This window comes from Streptomyces sp. PsTaAH-137 (genome assembly GCF_003259365.1).
Classification (GTDB): Bacteria; Actinomycetota; Actinomycetes; order Streptomycetales; family Streptomycetaceae; genus Streptomyces.
Genome location: NZ_QLLY01000006.1, coordinates 61,064 through 78,869 on the forward strand (window position 1 = coordinate 61,064; position 17,806 = coordinate 78,869).

A 17,806-nucleotide genomic window follows, 5' to 3' on the forward strand; every position below is an offset into this window, starting at 1 on the left:
TCCGAATTCGGGGGTTCATCTTTGACATGGGGACACGGGTATCGCCGCTGAAAAAGATCGGCGGCCGGCTGCGGTCCGGGTTCGACCGCGGCCGGCGCAGAGAGGAGCTGGTGCTCCAGCTCATCGGCCAGCTCGCCAGGGTGGCCGAGGAAATGCATCGCGCGAACGTCGTCCAGGCCCAGCGTGTGGCGCTGGAGCAGATGGACCGCGCCATCGACGACCCCACGCTGGCCGCGGCACTGAGCACGCTGCCCAGCCTGACGGTCCAGAAGCGACGGCAGATGCTCTTCGTGAACCGGGAGTACGCCGTGGTGCTGCTGGCCCACCGGGTCGGCATGCTGTCGTGGAACGAGACGCTGGGCCAGCTCAGGGTGCTGTGCCGCAACGACCTCTTCCGTGAGTACTGGGGACGCACGGTGGACCATCGTCGCAGCTACCCCGAGTCGTCACTGGAGGGGCGTGTGGGGCAGATGGTCGACGCGATGCTGGAGGAACTGGCCGACGAGCCCGAGGAGTGGTGGGTCGTCGGCATACAGGATCCGCCGTCTTCCTGAATACGCCGAAGCGCTGATTCACGGAGTACGTGCGTCATATGCAGTGACCAATCGCGGGGTCACGCGTTTGTGTGTCGGGGGCGGCTTCTTCCTGCCCCCGCATTGCAGTGGCAGTACGCTGCGGCCGCCTTCCGCTGAGGGGGCGGCAGGCGGGGACTCCTCCGCAGGCGCCCGTTCCTCCCCGCCCTGTGGAGAGGACAGAGTTGAAGATTCACCACCGTCTGGGAGACGCCCCCAGGGTGCGGGGCTGTGTGACGGGTGAAGGATGCCCCGACGTGTTCCAGCTGATCGACGGGGACTTCGCAGTGATCGGCGCGGCCTACGACGCCGAACTGCCGTCGGGCGTGACGCTCGGCCCGGGACAGCGCCTCGTCGTGGTGGACCGGGACACCCTGGTCCGGGCCCGGCGCGACATCCCCGACTTCTGAGCCCGGCCGAGGACGCCGAAAGGGGCCGGTGCCACCGACTCGGTGGCACCGGCCCCTTGTGCGTGGCGCGCGGTCAGCCGACCACGGTCCAGGTGTCGCCGCCCGCGAGCAGCGCGGCGAGGTCGCCCTTGCCGTTCTGTTCGATCGCGGCGTCGAGCTGGTCGGCCATCTGGGTGTCGTAGACGGGCCGTTCGACGCTGCGCAGGACGCCGATGGGGGTGTGGTGCAGGGTGTCCGGATCGGCGAGCCGGGAGAGTGCGAAGGCCGTCGTGGGGGACGCGGCGTGGGCGTCGTGGACGAGGATGTCGGAGCGGTTGGCGTCCGTGACCGGGACGACCGCGAGGTCGCCGGTGGCGGGGTCGCGGACCACGCCCTTGGAGCCGTCGGCGCCGAAGGTGATCGGCTGCCCGTGCTCCAGGCGGATGACCGCCTCCTCGGCCTGCTGCTTGTCCTTGAGGACCTCGAAGGCGCCGTCGTTGAAGATGTTGCAGTTCTGGTAGATCTCGACGAGCGCCGTGCCCTGGTGGTCGGCGGCCGCGCGCAGCACCGAGGTCAGGTGCTTGCGGTCGGAGTCCACGGTGCGGGCCACGAAGGACGCCTCGGCGCCGATGGCGAGGGACACCGGGTTGAAGGGCGCGTCGAGCGAGCCCATCGGGGTCGACTTGGTGATCTTGCCGACCTCGGAGGTGGGGGAGTACTGGCCCTTGGTCAGGCCGTAGATCCGGTTGTTGAACAGCAGGATCTTCAGGTTCACGTTGCGCCGCAGGGCGTGGATCAGGTGGTTGCCGCCGATGGAGAGGGCGTCGCCGTCGCCGGTCACCACCCACACGCACAAATCACGGCGGGAGGAGGCGAGTCCGGTGGCGATGGCGGGGGCGCGGCCGTGAATGGAGTGCATCCCGTACGTGTTCATGTAGTACGGGAAGCGCGAGGAGCAGCCGATGCCGGAGACGAAGACGATGTTCTCCTTCGCCAGGCCGAGTTCGGGCATGAAGCCCTGGACGGCGGCGAGGATCGCGTAGTCACCGCAGCCGGGGCACCAGCGGACTTCCTGGTCCGACTTGAAGTCCTTCATGGACTGCTTGGCCTCGGCCTTGGGGACCAGTGACAGAAGCGTCTCCGTGCCGCCCCCGGTCCCCTCCGTGGTCTGCGTGTCAGCCATCGATGGCCTCCTTGAGAGCCGTGGCGAGCTGCTCAGCCTTGAACGGCATTCCGTTGACCTGGTTGTACGAGTCGGCGTCCACCAGGTACTTGGCCCGGATGAGGGTGGCGAGCTGACCGAGGTTCATCTCGGGGACCACCACCTTGTCGTAACGCTTCAGGACCTCGCCCAGATTCCGCGGGAACGGGTTGAGGTGGCGCAGATGGGCCTGGGCGATGTGCTCGCCCGCGGCGCGCAGGCGGCGGACGGCCGCGGTGATCGGGCCGTAGGTCGAGCCCCAGCCGAGCACCAGGGTGCGGGCCTCGCCCTCGGGGTCGTCGACCTCGATGTCCGGCACCTCGATGCCGTCGATCTTGGCCTGCCGGGTGCGGACCATGAAGTCGTGGTTGGCCGGGTCGTAGGAGATGTTGCCCGTGCCGTCCTGCTTCTCGATGCCGCCGATCCGGTGTTCGAGGCCCGGGGTGCCGGGGATCGCCCACGGGCGGGCCAGCGTCTGCGGGTCGCGCTTGTACGGCCAGAAGACCTCGGTGCCGTCGTCCAGTGTGTGGTTCGGGCCGGACGCGAACTGCACCCGCAGATCCGGGAGTTCGTCGACCTCGGGGATCCGCCAGGGCTCCGATCCGTTGGCCAGGTAGCCGTCGGAGAGCAGCAGCACCGGGGTGCGGTAGGTGACGGCGATCCGGGCCGCCTCGATGGCCGCGTCGAAGCAGTCGGCCGGGGTGCGGGGGGCGACGATCGGGACCGGCGCCTCGCCGTTGCGCCCGTACATCGCCTGGAGCAGGTCGGCCTGCTCGGTCTTGGTGGGCAGGCCGGTGGACGGGCCGCCGCGCTGGATGTCCACCACCAGCAGCGGCAGTTCGAGGGAGACCGCGAGGCCGATGGTCTCCGACTTCAGCGCCACACCGGGGCCCGAGGTCGTGGTCACCGCGAGGCTGCCGCCGAAGGCCGCGCCCAGCGCGGCGCCGATCCCGGCGATCTCGTCCTCCGCCTGGAAGGTGCGCACGCCGAAGTTCTTGTGCCGCGACAGCTCGTGCAGGATGTCGGAGGCCGGGGTGATCGGGTACGAGCCCAGGTACAGCGGCAGATCCGCCTGCCGGGACGCCGCGATCAGGCCGTAGGACAGCGCCAGGTTCCCCGAGATGTTGCGGTAGGTGCCGACCGGGAACGCGGACTGCGCCGGGGCCACCTCGTAGGAGACCGCGAAGTCCTCGGTCGTCTCGCCGAAGTTCCAACCCGCCCGGAACGCGGCCAGGTTGGCATCCCTGATCTCGGGCTTCTTGGCGAACTTCGCCTTGAGGAACTTCTCCGTGCCCTCGGTCGGCCGGTGGTACATCCACGACAGCAGACCCAGCGCGAACATGTTCTTCGAGCGCTCGGCCTCCTTGCGGGAGAGGTCGAACTCCTTGAGCGCCTCCACCGTCAGGGTGGTCAGCGGCACCGGGTGGACGTGGAAGCCGTCGAGCGAGCCGTCCTCCAGCGGGCTGGCCGCGTAGCCGACCTTCGCCATCGCCCGTTTGGTGAACTCGTCCGTGTTGACGATGACTTCGGCGCCGCGCGGCACATCCCCGATGTTCGCCTTCAGGGCCGCCGGGTTCATCGCCACCAGTACGTTCGGCGCGTCGCCCGGCGTCAGGATGTCGTGGTCGGCGAAGTGCAGCTGGAAGGAGGAGACGCCCGGCAGCGTGCCGGCAGGGGCCCGGATCTCCGCCGGGAAGTTCGGCAGAGTCGACAGGTCGTTGCCGAACGAGGCGGTCTCCGAGGTGAACCGGTCGCCCGTGAGCTGCATACCGTCACCGGAGTCACCCGCGAACCGGATGATGACCCGGTCCACACGCCGTACGTCCTTGCTGGATCCACTCGTCGGTGTGCGCTGTTCCCCGACCACAGCACTGTCGGCCTGCTCGGTTGCGCTACTGACCTGGCTCGTCACTGAACTGGACCTCCCTCGAGGCGGCTGTGCGGGCAGGGCCGTCGCACCGGCCTTCCCCAGCCCACCCTACGTCTGTAAGGGTCACCTTCCTCTGAGCAATCGCGATCCTGGATCGAGAAAAGAGCCGGTCTCGACGCAGCCTGTATCTGACAGAGTGTCAGCTACTCAGGAGTTCAGGTAGGTGAGCACGGCCAGAACCCGGCGGTGATCCCCGTCACTCTGTGACAGGCCCAGCTTCAGGAAGATGTTGCTCACGTGCTTCTCGACCGCGCCGTCGCTCACCACGAGCTGCCGGGCGATCGCCGAGTTCGTCCGGCCCTCCGCCATCAGGCCGAGCACCTCGCGCTCGCGCGGGGTGAGGTTCGCGAGGACGTCCTGCTTGCGGCTGCGGCCGAGCAGCTGGGCGACGACCTCCGGGTCGAGCGCGGTGCCGCCCTCGGCGACCCGCACGACCGCGTCCACGAACTCCCGGACCTCCGCGACCCGGTCCTTGAGCAGATAGCCCACGCCCCGGCTGGATCCGGCCAGCAGTTCGGTGGCGTACTGCTCCTCCACGTACTGCGACAGGACCAGGACCCCGAGGTCGGGGAACCGGGCGCGCAGCTTGACGGCGGCGCGCACGCCCTCGTCCGTGTGCGTGGGCGGCATCCGTACGTCCGCCACGACCACGTCCGGGAGCTGCTCCTGCTCGCCCAGCTCCGTGATGGTCTTGACCAGCGCCTCGCCGTCGCCCACCCCCGCGACGACCTCGAGCCCGCGGTCGGTCAGCAGCCGGGTCAGCCCCTCCCTGAGCAGCACTGAATCCTCGGCGATGACCACCCGCACCCTGTCCTCCACGTTTTCCGGCCCCCCAACGCCCCGGGACACCTGTCACCGGGGCAGTCATGAACAGGACCAGCATCGCAGGAACCGCGGACGGGCGGGGGCTGAGCGGCGCGAATACCCCTGGCGCTGTCGTGGGCCGTTACGCCCGCCGCCAGGGCAGCTCGGCGGTCACCCGGGTCGGTCCGGCGGCGGGGGAGTCGACCAGCAGGATCCCGTCGACCGCGCCGAGCCGCTCGGCCAGGCCCGCGAGACCCGAACCGGCGTCGGCCGCCGCGCCGCCCACCCCGTTGTCCTGGACCTGGAGCATCAGCCGCTCGCCGCTGCGCCACACGTCGACCGTGGCCCGGGTGGCCCGGCTGTGCTTGCTCACGTTCTGGAGCAGCTCGGAGACGGTGAAGTAGGCGATGCCCTCGATGGCGGGCGCCGGGCGCTCGCCGAGGTCCACCTCCACCGTCACCGGCACGGTGCAGCGCGAGGCGACGGAGGACAGGGCCGCGTCCAGGCCGCGGTCGGTGAGGACCGCGGGGTGGATGCCGCGGGCCAGGTCGCGCAGCTCCTGCAACGCGGTCTTCACCTCGCCGTGCGCCTCGTCGACCATGCGCGCGGCGGCCTCGGGGTCCTCGGCGAGCTTCTCCTTCGCGAGGCCCAGCTCCATGGCCAGGCTGACCAGGCGGGCCTGCGCGCCGTCGTGCAGGTCGCGCTCGATGCGGCGCAGGTCGGCGGCGGCCGTGTCGACCACGACGCCCCGGTCCGACTCCAGCTCCACCACGCGCGAGGCGAGCCGCGACGGGCCGAGCAGCCCGCCGACCATCAGCCGGTCCACCGTCGTCAGGCCCCGGACGATCCACGGCGTCGCGAGCACCACGAGCAGGCCGGCCAGCGAGGTGACCGTGATCTCGAAGGGGTTGTCCAGGTACACGGAGTGGTGGGCGTCGCCGTAGAGCTGCAGGCCGCCCTGGCCCGCGTACATCGGGAAGACCCACCGCCACAGCGGGTACGTGAACAGCGACCAGCCCGTCACCCAGAACGTCAGCGCCACCGAGAACGCGAAGGTCGCCCACGGGAAGTGCAGCACCCCGTACAGCAGGTGCCGCCACGAGACACCGCTCTTGAGCGTGGCGCCCGTCCACGCCAGCGGGCCGTTGCCCTTGCGCGGGCGGACCGGCTCCGGCGTGCCGACGTCCAGGCCGAGCAGGCCGCGCGCCCGGGCCCGCTCCAGGGCGCCGAAGCCGCGCGCCCCGGCGAGCCCGGCCGCGAGGACCGGCACCCCGATGAAGGTGATCAGCAGGCCCGCGCCGAGCGACATCATCGTCACCGACCAGACGAAGAAGACGATGCTGATCGGCAGGGACAGCAGCTGGTAGCAGAACTCGCGCCAGGCGCGGCCCTCGACCGGCGCGCGCAGCCAGGCCGGCAGCCGGTTCAGGCCGCGGCGCGGGGCACCGTCGTCGCCGTGGTGGCCGTGACGCCGGCCGTGATCGTCGTACGAGTACGCGTACTCGTCGCCGTATCCGTACTGCTGCGAGGCCATCGCGGTGCCGTCCGTTTCTGCTGAGAGGGCTGGTGTGCCGTTCTGATTCCAGGGTCCTCGGCGCCGGGGGACCGGGCCATGCGGCGGGTCGGCGTCTTTGGCCGGGGGTTTTCCCTACCCCCGGTCGCGCCAGGGCAGCTCGGCCGTCACCGTCGTGCCGGCGCCCTCCGGCGAGTCCACGACGAACAGGCCGTCCACCGCGCCGAGCCGCTCCGCGAGGCCGGACATGCCCGTGCCCTTGCCGAGGCTCGCGCCGCCGACGCCGTCGTCCTGCACCTGGATCAGCAGCCGGTCGCCGCTGCGCCACACGTCGACGCTGGCCTGCGTGGCGCGGCTGTGCTTGCTGATGTTCTGGAGCAGTTCGGAGACGGTGAAGTAGGCGATGCCCTCGATCGCCTCGGCGGGCCGGGCGGGCAGCTCGGCCGTCACCTTCACCGGGACCGTGCACCGCACGGCGACGGACGACAGGGCCGCGTCCAGGCCGCGGTCGGTGAGGACCGCCGGATGGATGCCGCGGGCGAGGTCCCGCAGTTCCTGGAGGGCCAGCTTCACCTCGCCGTGCGCCTCGTCGACCATGAGCGCCGCCGCATCCGGGTCCTCCAGGAGCTTCTCCTTGGCGAGGCCGAGCCCCATCGCCAGGTTCACCAGGCGGGCCTGCGCGCCGTCGTGCAGGTCGCGCTCGATGCGGCGCAGGTCGGCGGCGGCCGTGTCGACCACGACGCCCCGGTCGGACTCCAGTTCGGCGATCCGCGCCTCCAGCTCGTCCGACGGCGAGAGCAGCGCGCGGACCATGGCCCGGTCCGCGTTGGCCAGCCCTCGCGCGATGAACGGCAGCACCGGCCACAGCACCAGCAGCGACGGCAGCATCAGCGCGAACGTCAGCACGCTCCACGGCAGCCGGATCACCTCGTACAGCACGGCCCGCCAGCCCACCGGGTCCTTCAGCCCGTTCCAAAGCCAGGCGAAGAAACCGCCCGCGTTCCGCACCGGCAGCGGGCTCGGCTCGTCGATCCGCACGCCGAGCAGCGCCCGGGCCCTGGCCCGCTCCGCCCGGCCCAGCAGCCGCGCGCCGCGCAGCCCGCCGGCGATCAGCGGCAGCCCGATCACGGTCACCGTCAGCCCGGCGCCGAGCGCCAGCATCGTCACGGCGTACACGAAGCCGACCACCGCCAGCGGGAAACTGCTCAGGAGATACGCGATCTCCTTCCAGGTGTGCCGGTCGAGGGCGAGACGCGCCGGCGGCAGCACGGGACGGGCGTCGTCCGTGCTGCCGGGGACGCCGTCCGTGGCGTCGGGAACGTGGAGCGGTTCGGTCATAACCGAAAGAGTGCCCTGCGCCCGACGCGCGGCGCCATGAGGCGGACCGCCCGGCAGGAACGGGGGATAACCCCACCTCGCCGACCACACGCCCGGCACCGGGCTGCTTACCGTTCCTTTAACAGGCCCTAGACTCCCTGTCCGTACAGATCGTCGAACACGAACCAACAACGAACACGCGAGGGGCGCTGAGACGTGACCGTCATCGCGGCGGACTACTTCCACTCGTACTCGGTGGTCGGGCTGCTCGCCGTCGTCGGCGTGCTCTTCGTCGCCGTGGCCTTCGGCGCGGGACGGCTGCTGCGCCCGGTGGTGCCCACCCCGGAGAAGCTCCTCACGTACGAGTGCGGTGTCGACCCGGTCGGCGAGGGCTGGGCGCACACGCAGGTCCGCTACTACGTGTACGCGTTCCTCTACGTGATCTTCGCGGTCGACTCGATCTTCCTCTTCCCCTGGGCCACGGTCTTCGCCGCGCCGGGATACGGCGCGACGACCCTGGTCGAGATGTTCATCTTCCTGGGCTTCCTCGCCGTGGGCCTGCTGTACGCATACAAGAAGGGCGTCCTTACGTGGGCGTGAGTGACGTGGACGTGAGTGCTGTGACCCCCTCGGAGCCGGTGCCCCTGCCCGACCCGATCGGCCCGAAGAAGCTGGGCGTGCTCTCGCGCCTGGCGCCCGAGCCGATGAAGGTGGTCCTCAACTGGGGCCGCCGCTACAGCCTGTGGGTCTTCAACTTCGGACTCGCCTGCTGCGCCATCGAGTTCATCGCCGCGTCCATGGCCCGGCACGACTTCATCCGCCTCGGCGTCATCCCGTTCGCCCCGGGCCCGCGCCAGGCGGACCTGATGGTCGTCTCGGGCACGGTCACCGACAAGATGGCCCCGGCCGTGAAGCGCCTGTACGAGCAGATGCCCGAGCCGAAGTACGTCATCTCCTTCGGCGCCTGCTCCAACTGCGGCGGCCCGTACTGGGACTCGTACTCGGTGACGAAGGGCGTCGACCAGATCATCCCGGTCGATGTGTACGTGCCCGGGTGCCCGCCCCGCCCCGAGGCGCTGCTCCAGGGCATCCTCAAGCTCCAGGAGAAGATCGCGCGCGAGTCGCTGGGCGAGCGCTACGCGTCCGCCGACGCTGCGGCCGGACGCCCTTCGACGGCGGCCCTGAGCAGTGGTCTCGTCCAGCCGCCGACGCCTTCCGGGGGTGAGCGATGAGCTGGCTGCCGGAAGGCGTCGAGGTGCTCTTCGGCGCCGACGCCACGGTCGAGGAGGCGTACGACCTGCTGACGGTCGACGTCCCGGCCGCGGAGTGGATCACCGCTCTGGAGACGGCCCGTACGCGCCTGGGGTGCACGTACTTCGACTGGCTGAGCGCGGTCGACGAACCCGGCACCGGGTTCCGCGTCTGCGCGCACGTCGCGGCCGTCGCGCCCGGTTCCGTACGCCGTCTGCTGCTGCGCACGACGGTGCCGCATGCGGCACCGGTGCTCGCGACGGCGGTCGGCGTGTACGCGGGCGCCGCCTGGCACGAGCGCGAGACGCACGAGATGTTCGGCGTCGACTTCACGGACCATCCCGGGCTCGACCCGCTGCTGCTGCCCGACGGCTTCGAGGGGCATCCGCTGCGCAAGGACTTCGTGCTCGCGGCGCGGGTCGCGAAGGCGTGGCCGGGGGCCAAGGAACCGGGGGAGCCTGCGGCAGGGGCTGGGCACGGGGGGCCCAAGCGCCGTCAGATGCTGCCGCCCGGTGTGCCCGATCCGAACGAATGGGGCCCGCTGAAGGGCCAGTTGCCGCCCGCTCCGGCGCGACCGGCCCGGGGCGCGGGGCGCGCGGCGGGCGCCGCTGCGGCCGGTGCCGGTGCCGGTGCCGGTGGGCGTGCCGCGGGGGAGCGTCCGGCGCGGCGCACCCGGTCGGCGAGCCAGGGGTCGGCGAGTCAGGGTGCTGCCGAGACGGGTGCGGCTGCGCTGGAGGCTCCGGCGGCCCCCGCCGAGGCTCCGCCGGAACGTCCCGCACGACCCGCCCGCCGTTCGCGCAGCGCCTCGCAGGGCTCGGCGAGTCAGCAACCCGAGCCGACGACGGACGCTCAGCCCGGGCCGGAGGCCGAGCCCGCACCGGAGTCAACGCCCGAGCCGACGGCGAAGCCCCGTACGAGCGACGCCCCGTGGCACCACGCCAAGCCCGCCTTCGACGAGAAGCCGAAACCGGCCGCGTCGGAGGAACCGGCCGCGTCGCCGGAGCCGGCACCCGAGAGCAACACCCCCGACGACTCCGGCACCGCCGACGAGTCCGGCACCACCGAGGGAGGCACGCAGTGAACGACGCTCTCGACGTCGCCCTGCGCCTCGTCGTCGTCTTCGTCGCCTTCCTGGTGCTGCCCCTGGTCGTCGGCCAGACCGAGCACAAGGTCATGGCCCACATGCAGGGCCGGCTCGGTCCCATGTACGCGGGCGGCTTCCACGGCTGGGCCCAACTCGTCGCCGACGGGGTCAAGTTCGCGCAGAAGGAGGACGTGGTCCCGGCCGATGCCGACCGCCGCGTCTTCCAGCTCGCCCCCGCCGTCGCCCTCCTGCCCTACCTCCTCGTGCTGCTCGCGATCCCGGTCGGCCCGGGCGACGGCGCGGTCGGCCAGGTCATCGACGCGGGCATCTTCTTCGTGCTCGCGGTGATGGGCGTCGGCGTGCTCGGCTCGCTGATGGCGGGCTGGGCGAGCGCCAACAAGTTCTCCCTCCTCGGCGGCCTGCGCACGGCCGCGCAGCTCCTCGCGTACGAACTGCCGATGCTGCTCGCGGCGGCCTCGGTCGCGATGGCCGCCGGAACGGTCTCCCTGCCCGGCATCCTCGACGCCTTCGAGTGGTGGTGGCTGCCCTGGCAGATCGTCGGCGCGCTCGTCTTCTTCGTGGCGGGCCTCGCCGAACTCCAGCGGCCTCCCTTCGACATGCCGGTCGCCGACTCCGAGATCATCTTCGGCGCGTACACCGAGTACACGGGCCTGCGCTTCGCCCTGTTCCTGCTCGCCGAGTACGCGGGCATCGTCGTCCTGTGCGGCCTGACCACCGTCCTCTTCCTGGGCGGCTGGCACGGCCCGTGGGGCGCGGACGGCCTCGGCTGGGTCTGGACCCTGCTCAAGACCGCGGTCCTCGCCTTCGTCGTGATCTGGCTGCGCGTCTCCTACCCCCGTCTCCGCGAGGACCAGCTCCAGAAACTCTCCTGGACCCTCCTCGTCCCGCTCGCCCTGGCGCAGATCGCGCTCACCGGCATCGTGAAGGTGGCGATCTCCTAATGCCCCCGATTCCTGGGTCCGGCCTCGCCAAGGGCCTCGCCGTCACCCTCCGCACGATGACGAAGAAGACCGTCACCGCGCAGTACCCGGACACCCAGCCCGAACTCCCGCCGCGCACCCGGGGCGTGATCGGCCTGTTCGAGGAGAACTGCACGGTCTGCATGCTGTGCGCCCGCGAGTGCCCGGACTGGTGCATCTACATCGACTCCCACAAGGAGACGGTGCCGCCCGCCGTGGAGGGCGGCCGCGAGCGCTCCCGCAACGTCCTCGACCGCTTCGCCATCGACTTCTCCCTCTGCATGTACTGCGGTATCTGCATCGAGGTGTGCCCCTTCGACGCGCTGTTCTGGTCCCCGGAGTTCGAGTACGCCGAGACCGACATCCACGAACTCACCCACGAGCGCGACAAGCTCCGCGAGTGGATGTGGACCGTGCCGGCCCCGCCCGCCCTCGACCCGGCGGCCGAGGAACCCAAGGAACTCGCCGCGGCCCGCAAGGCCGCGGAGAAGCTGGCGGCGGCGCAGGCCGCCGAGTCGGCCCCCGCCGCACCCGGAGAGGAGGGCACCGGATGACCGGCCCCGCAGCCCTCGCGGCCTCGGCCGCGGGCAACCACGGCTTCCTCTCCCCGACCGGCGTCGAGATCGCCTTCCTCCTCGTCGGCCTGGTCACCTTCGGCGCCGCGGTCGTCACCGTCACCACCAAGCAGCTGGTGCACGCCGCCCTGTGGCTGGTCGTCGCCCTCGGCGGCCTCGCCGTCGAGTACCTCCTGCTCACCGCCGAGTTCATCGCGTGGGTGCAGGTACTGATCTATGTGGGATCCGTCGTCGTCCTCCTGCTCTTCGGCCTGATGCTGACCCGTGCGCCCATCGGCCGCTCGCCCGACGCCGACAGCCCCAACCGCTGGGCGGCCCTGGCCGTCGCGGTGGCCTCCGCCGCCGCCCTGGTCTGGGTCGTCGTCGACGCCTTCCGTACGACCTGGATCGACCTGGACCACGGCGCCGCCCAGAGCAACACGGCGGTCACCGGCTCGGTCCTCTTCCGGCACTGGGTGCTGCCCTTCGAGGCCCTGTCGGTCCTGCTGCTCGCGGCCCTGGTCGGCGCGATCGTCCTGTCCCGCAAGAAGAACACCGGAGCGGCGAACACCGCGGCGACGGAGGGCACCCGCTGATGCATCTCGCCTATCCCACCGTCCTCGCCTCCCTCCTCTTCTGCACGGGCCTGTACGGCGTACTGGCCCGCCGCAACGCGATCCTGGTCCTGATGTCCGTCGAGCTGATGCTCAACGCCGTCAACCTGAACCTCGTCGCCTTCGACGTCTGGCTCCGCGACACCCTGCACGCGGGCCAGGCCCTCACCCTGTTCACCATCGCGATCGCCGCCGCCGAGATCGGCATCGGCCTGGCGATCGTCCTGGCCGTGTACCGCAACCGCGGCACCTCGGACATCGACAGGCTCCGCGACGCCGCCGAACCGCACGACCCGGACGACGACCCGCACGACCCGTCCGACACCGGCGCCGCCGCAGACGGCCCCGCCGCACCGGCCGGCCCGGCGGACGAGAAGGCAGAGGCCACCGCGTGACCACCACGACCCTCGCCGTCCTCGTCCCCCTCCTGCCCTTCCTCGGCGCGGTCGCCGGACTGCTGCTCGGCCGCACCGCACCCGGGTTCGTCCGCCCGCTCGCCGTCCTGCCGACGCTCGCCGCGCTGATCCTCGCCGCGGCGGTCGCCGTCCAGCAGGGCGGCGGCTCGGGCAGCGGCACCTCGGCCCTCGACGCGCACACCGAACTCACCCCGACCGGCTCCGTGCCGATCGAACTCGCCCTGCACATCGACGGCTTCGCCGCCCTCGTCGCCGTCCTGGTCGGCCTGGTCGCGACCTGCGTCCAGCTCTACTCGACGGGCTATCTCCGCGACGACCCGCGCTACGCCAGTTACGCCGCGATCGTCTCCCTGTTCACCTCCGCGATGCTGCTCGTCGTCTACACGGGCGACCTGATGGTGCTGCTGGTCGGCTGGGAAGTCATGGGCATCTGCTCGTACTTCCTCGTCGGCCACTACTGGGAGACCCCCGAGGCGCGCGCCGCCTCCCTCAAGGCATTCCTCGTCACGAAGCTCGGTGACGTCCCCTTCCTGATCGGTCTGTTCGCGCTCGCCACGGACGCGGGCTCCTTCCGCATCACGACGATCCTCGGCAAGGTCACCGGCGAGGGCGGCCTCGACCACCCGACGCTCATCGCGCTGCTGCTGCTCGCCGGAGTGGCGGGCAAGTCCGCGCAGTTCCCGCTGCACACCTGGCTGCCCGACGCGATGGCGGGCCCCACGCCCGTCTCCGCGCTGATCCACGCCGCGACGATGGTCGCCGCCGGTGTCTACTTCGTCGCCCGTCTCCTCCCGGTCTTCGCCGCCTCCCAGGCGGCCATGGTCGTGCTCGCGGCGATGGCCGGCGTCACCATGCTCGGCTCGGCGCTCGCCGCGCTCGCCCAGGACGACATCAAGCGCGTCCTCGCGTACTCGACGATCGGCCAGCTCGGCTACATGACCGGCGCCCTGGCCGTCGGCGACCGCGGTGCCGCCGTCTTCCACCTCCTCACGCACGGCGCCTTCAAGGCGCTGCTCTTCCTCGCGGCGGGCGTGGTCATCCACGCCGCCGGCACCAACTCACTGGCCGCGATGTCCCGCATGGGCAACCTGCGGGCCCGCGTCCCCGACGCCTTCTGGACGATGACCGTGGCGCTGCTCGCGCTCGCCGCGATCCCGCCCTTCAGCGGCTTCTTCTCCAAGGAGGCGGTCCTCGGCGCCGCCGAGCACACCGCCACCGGCCATGCCCTCGGCGGCCAGGCGATCCCCGCCGCGTCCGGCTGGATCGTCCTCGTCGCCGGGCTGTTCACGGCCCTGCTCACCGCCGCGTACGCGACCCGTCTGTGGCTGCTGGCCTTCAACGGCCGCGGGCCCGAGGCCCCCGACCACGGCAGGCAGCCGGTCGTGATGACCGCTGTGCTGTGGATCCTGGCGATCCCCTCCTTCGCCCTCGGTCTGGCCTTCCTGCGGCTGCCCGACTGGTTCGACGGCCACTCGCTCGCCCCGACGCTGACCACCTCCGTCCTCGGCACCGGCTTCGCCCTCGTCGGCGGCCTGGTCACCTACGCGGCCTGGCGGCACACCACCGCGATGGCGGCCCGCGCCTCCGTCCCGATCGGCGCCGTCGCGGTCGACACCGAGCAGGGCGACGGCGGGCTCGTCGAGGCCGAGGCCATCGCGAGCCACACCCCGGCCTACGGCGATGTCGCGAGCGCCCCCGACCCGGCCGACCCGGGCCGGCTGGTGCTGGGCCCGCTGCACCGGCACGCCGCCGCCGGCTTCCACCTGGACGCCCTCTACGCGGCGCTCTTCGTCCGCCCCGTCCGGGCCGCCGCCGCACTGGTCGGCTTCCTGGACCGCGCGGTCGTCGACACCTATGTGCGGGGAGCGGCCGAGGCGCCCAAGGCGCTCGGCTGGGCCGTGCGCCGCGCCCAGACCGGAAACGTGCAGACCTACCTCAGCGCACTGCTCGCAGGCACCGTCGTCCTGGTGGTCGCCGTCGTCCTCGTCGCCACCGCCGGAGCGTGAGCAGCCGTGATCGATATCAGCGAATCCGTGATGCAGTTCCTTCTCGCATTGATCGTCGTCGGCCCGCTCATCGGCGCCGTCCTCGCCCTTCTGCCGGCCCCGCCCGGACTGAAGGGGAAATCCCCGGACCAGGCCGTGCTCCGCCACGGCGTGACCGTGACCGGCGCGATCCTCGTCGCCGCGATCGTCCTCGCGCTGGGCTTCGACCACGACCAGCCGTCCAGGATGCAGGCCACGACGGACATCAGCTGGATCCCGGCGCTGCACGTGCGGATCCACCTCGGCATCGACGGCATCTCCCTCCCCCTCCTGGTGCTCACGGCGCTCCTGACGTTCCTGTGCGCGCTGTACTCCTACTTCAAGATGCCGACCGGGCCGTCCCCCAAGGCGTTCGTCGCCCTGATCCTGCTCCTGGAATCGGGCACGCTGGCGACCTTCGCCGTCCTCGACCTCCTGCTCTTCTTTCTCGCGTTCGAGATGGTGCTCATCCCGATGTACTTCCTCATCGCCCGCTGGGGCGGTGCCGAACGGGCCGCGGCGGCCTGGAAGTTCATCCTCTTCACCCTGCTCGGCTCGGTCGTGATGCTGCTCGGCATTCTCCTTATCGGCGTTAAGTCGGACACGTTCGACATGATGGCACTCGCCACTGACAACGGCCGGGGCCTGAGTACGTCCGTGCAGGTCATCGCCGCTTTGGCGATCGGGATCGGGCTCGCCGTGAAGACCCCGATGTGGCCGCTGCACAGCTGGCTGCCGGACGCCCACACCGCCGCCCCGACCGTCGGCTCGGTCCTGCTCGCCGGTGTGCTGCTGAAGATGGGTACGTACGGATTCGTCCGGATCCTGCTCCCGATCGCGCCCGACGGCTTCCGCACGTTCGCGCCCTACCTCGCCGCCCTCGCCGTCATCGGGATCATCTACGGATCGTTGGCCTGCCTGAACCTGGCCAAGCAGGGCGCGAAGGGCGACCTCAAGCGCCTCATCGCCTACTCCTCCGTCGGCCACATGGGCTTCGTGCTCCTCGGCATCGCCACGATGAGCCCGACCGGCGTGAACGGCGCCCTGTTCGCCAACATCGCCCACGGCCTCATCACCGGCCTGCTCTTCTTCCTCGTCGGCGCCCTCAAGGACCGCACCGGCACCAGCGACCTCGACACCCTCGCCGAGCAGGGTGGCATGGCCCTGTACGGCAAGGCCCCGCGCCTGGGCGGCCTGCTCGCCTTCGCCGCCGTCGCCTCGCTCGGCCTGCCCGGACTCGCCGGATTCTGGGGCGAGATGCTCGCCCTGTTCGGCGCGTTCAGGCCCGCCGACGACCTCAGCCGCCCCGCCTTCCTCGTCTTCATGGCGATCGCCGCGCTCGGCACCCTGCTCACGGCCGCGTACATGCTCATCCTGGTCCGCCGCGTCTGCATGGGCCCGCGCCCGCAGCAGACCCCGGCACTCGCGGACGTACAGGCGTACGAGTTCGCCGCCTGGACCCCGCTCGTCGCCCTCACCGTCCTCGCGGGCCTGTGGCCCGCCGCCCTGCTCGGCCTCACGAACCCGGCCGTGCAGAAGCTCCTCGCAGGAGGCCTGAAGTGATCGCCGTCGCCGCGCCCTCCGTGGCGTCCCTCGTCCAGTCCGTCGACTGGGTCGCGATCGCGCCGCCCACGATCGCCGCGGTCGTCGCCCTCGTGGTCCTGGTCGCCGACCTGTTCGTGGGGGACGCGCGCAAGGCGGTCCTCGGCTGGATCTCCGTCGCGGGCCTGGCGGCCGCCGCGCTCGCGCTGATCCCGCTGATCGGCGACGAACGCTCCACCTTCTGCCTCACCAACGCCCCGTATGAAGCCTGCAGCTACACGGCGGACCGCTTCACACTCGTCGTCCAGTTCCTGGTCCTCGCGGGCGCCCTGCTCACCGCGCTCCTGTCGATCAGCGCCCTGAAGGACGCGAAGAACGCGAACAAGCCGCTCCCCGAAGGCGAGTACTGGTTCCTGCTCCTGGCCTCCGCGGCGGGCGCCGCCCTGCTGCCCGCCTCCCGGGACCTGGCCACGCTCGTCGTCGCCCTGGAGGTGGCCTCGCTGCCCGCCTTCGCCCTGGTCGGCCTCAAGCAGGGCGACCGGCGCTCCTCGGACGCGGCCCTGAAGTTCTTCCTGTCCTCGGTCACCGCGACCGCCGTCACCCTGCTCGGCGTGAGCTTCGTCTACGCGACCACCGGCAGCCTGCACCTGACGCGCGTGGCCTCGGAACTCACCCACGTGAACGGCCAGTTCCACACCCTCGCGCAGGCCGGCGTCGCGCTCACCCTCGTGGGGTTCGCCTTCAAGACGGCCGCCGTCCCGTTCCACTTCTGGGTACCCGACACCTACGTGGGCGCGCCACTGCCGATCGCCGCCTACTTGTCGGTCATCGGCAAGGCGGTCGGCTTCTCCGGCCTCATCCTCGTCACCGTCGTCGCGTTCCCGTCCTACGCGGACGTGTGGGGCCCGGCGCTCGCCGCCCTGGCCGCGCTGACCATGACCGTCGGCAACGTCGCCGCCCTGCGCCAGCAGGCCACGCGCGCGTACAGCGCCGTACGGCTGCTCGCCTGGTCCTCCGTCGGCCAGGCCGGCTACCTCCTGGTGCCGATCGCCGCGGCCGCCTACGCGGACGACCCGCAGAAGTCGATCGGCTCCACCCTCGCGTACGCCCTCATGTACGCGGCCGTGAACCTCGGCGCCTTCGCCGTGGCCGCCCTGGTCGCCCGTACGAAGCCGCTCAACCGCGTCAGCGACTACCGGGGCCTGTACGCCTCGCGCCCGCTCGCCGCGCTCGTCCTGGGCTTCTTCCTGCTGTGCCTCGCCGGTCTGCCGCCGGGCATCATCGGCCTCTTCGCCAAGGTCACCGTCTTCTCGGCGGCCGTCGACGCGGGCCTGGGCTGGCTCGCCGTCGTCATGGCGGTGAACGTCGTGATCGCGCTCGTCTATTACCTCCAGTGGACCGCGGCCCTCTTCCGCGCTCCCGAGGGCGAACCGGCGGCCCACCGGATCCCGGCCCCGCTCACCGCCGCGATCGCCCTGACGGCCGTCATCGGCGTGGCCCTCTCAGGAGCTCCACAACTCATCCTTCACTTTGTGAACAATGGACTGTTCTTGTGACAGGGCGACAACCTGACGAGCCTCTTTGGTACGTTTTCAGGTCGCCTGCTTCAGGCATG

General features: G+C 71.2%; 17 protein-coding genes. 12 read left to right on the top strand and 5 right to left on the bottom strand.

Annotated elements, in window-relative coordinates:
* Positions 1-26: 26 nt before the first annotated feature.
* Positions 27-554: a DUF6082 family protein gene (locus K377_RS14700; RefSeq protein ID WP_111663790.1), complete on the top strand. Its 528-nt coding sequence runs from the start codon at positions 27-29 to the stop codon at positions 552-554.
* Positions 555-829: 275 nt separating this feature from the next.
* Positions 830-982: a hypothetical protein gene (locus K377_RS14705; RefSeq protein WP_309252224.1), complete on the top strand. Its 153-nt coding sequence runs from the start codon at positions 830-832 to the stop codon at positions 980-982.
* A gap of 73 nt (positions 983-1,055) precedes the next feature.
* On the opposite strand, the gene K377_RS14710 is transcribed toward K377_RS14705, so the two are convergent.
* From K377_RS14710 to K377_RS14730, 5 genes are all read right to left on the bottom strand, one after another.
* Complete coding sequence (locus K377_RS14710) at positions 1,056-2,144, bottom strand: 2-oxoacid:ferredoxin oxidoreductase subunit beta (RefSeq protein WP_111663792.1); 1,089 nt, start codon at positions 2,142-2,144, stop codon at positions 1,056-1,058.
* A complete protein-coding gene (locus tag K377_RS14715; RefSeq protein ID WP_111663793.1) occupies positions 2,137-4,074 on the bottom strand; it encodes a 2-oxoacid:acceptor oxidoreductase subunit alpha in 1,938 nt (645 codons plus the stop codon). The genes K377_RS14710 and K377_RS14715 overlap by 8 nt, the downstream gene beginning before the upstream one ends.
* 165 nt (positions 4,075-4,239) lie before the next feature.
* A complete protein-coding gene (locus K377_RS14720) occupies positions 4,240-4,899 on the bottom strand; it encodes a response regulator transcription factor (RefSeq protein WP_309252228.1) in 660 nt (219 codons plus the stop codon).
* Positions 4,900-5,038: 139 nt separating this feature from the next.
* Positions 5,039-6,430, bottom strand: a complete 1,392-nt coding sequence (locus K377_RS14725) for a sensor histidine kinase (protein ID WP_111663795.1) — start codon at positions 6,428-6,430, stop codon at positions 5,039-5,041.
* A 114-nt stretch (positions 6,431-6,544) separates the two neighbouring features.
* Positions 6,545-7,747 (bottom strand): sensor domain-containing protein, encoded by a 1,203-nt coding sequence (locus tag K377_RS14730; protein WP_111663796.1) that lies wholly within the window; start codon positions 7,745-7,747, stop codon positions 6,545-6,547.
* A 195-nt stretch (positions 7,748-7,942) separates the two neighbouring features.
* Between K377_RS14730 and K377_RS14735 the strand changes: the two genes are divergently transcribed.
* The 10 genes from K377_RS14735 to K377_RS14780 are packed head-to-tail and all read left to right on the top strand — an operon-like array spanning position 7,943 to position 17,747.
* Positions 7,943-8,326: an NADH-quinone oxidoreductase subunit A gene (locus tag K377_RS14735; protein WP_111663797.1), complete on the top strand. Its 384-nt coding sequence runs from the start codon at positions 7,943-7,945 to the stop codon at positions 8,324-8,326.
* A gap of 5 nt (positions 8,327-8,331) precedes the next feature.
* Positions 8,332-8,958 (top strand): NADH-quinone oxidoreductase subunit B, encoded by a 627-nt coding sequence (locus K377_RS14740; protein ID WP_111664163.1) that lies wholly within the window; start codon positions 8,332-8,334, stop codon positions 8,956-8,958.
* Entirely contained in the window at positions 8,955-10,058 is a 1,104-nt protein-coding gene (locus K377_RS14745; protein ID WP_111663798.1) for an NADH-quinone oxidoreductase subunit C, read from the top strand. The genes K377_RS14740 and K377_RS14745 overlap by 4 nt, the downstream gene beginning before the upstream one ends.
* Positions 10,055-11,023: a complex I subunit 1 family protein gene (locus K377_RS14750; RefSeq protein WP_111663799.1), complete on the top strand. Its 969-nt coding sequence runs from the start codon at positions 10,055-10,057 to the stop codon at positions 11,021-11,023. Before K377_RS14745 ends, K377_RS14750 begins: the two co-directional genes overlap by 4 nt.
* A complete protein-coding gene (locus tag K377_RS14755) occupies positions 11,023-11,595 on the top strand; it encodes an NADH-quinone oxidoreductase subunit I (RefSeq protein ID WP_111663800.1) in 573 nt (190 codons plus the stop codon). Before K377_RS14750 ends, K377_RS14755 begins: the two co-directional genes overlap by 1 nt.
* Positions 11,592-12,191: an NADH-quinone oxidoreductase subunit J gene (locus tag K377_RS14760; RefSeq protein ID WP_111663801.1), complete on the top strand. Its 600-nt coding sequence runs from the start codon at positions 11,592-11,594 to the stop codon at positions 12,189-12,191. The genes K377_RS14755 and K377_RS14760 overlap by 4 nt, the downstream gene beginning before the upstream one ends.
* Positions 12,191-12,604, top strand: coding sequence for an NADH-quinone oxidoreductase subunit NuoK (gene nuoK / locus K377_RS14765; protein ID WP_111663802.1), 414 nt, complete (start codon positions 12,191-12,193; stop codon positions 12,602-12,604). Before K377_RS14760 ends, nuoK begins: the two co-directional genes overlap by 1 nt.
* A complete protein-coding gene (locus K377_RS14770) occupies positions 12,601-14,631 on the top strand; it encodes an NADH-quinone oxidoreductase subunit L (RefSeq protein WP_111663803.1) in 2,031 nt (676 codons plus the stop codon). Before nuoK ends, K377_RS14770 begins: the two co-directional genes overlap by 4 nt.
* 6 nt (positions 14,632-14,637) lie before the next feature.
* A complete protein-coding gene (locus tag K377_RS14775) occupies positions 14,638-16,212 on the top strand; it encodes a NuoM family protein (RefSeq protein ID WP_111663804.1) in 1,575 nt (524 codons plus the stop codon).
* On the top strand, positions 16,209-17,747 hold the full coding sequence (locus tag K377_RS14780) for an NADH-quinone oxidoreductase subunit N (protein ID WP_111663805.1): 1,539 nt from the start codon (positions 16,209-16,211) through the stop codon (positions 17,745-17,747). Before K377_RS14775 ends, K377_RS14780 begins: the two co-directional genes overlap by 4 nt.
* The last annotated feature ends 59 nt before the right edge of the window (positions 17,748-17,806 follow it).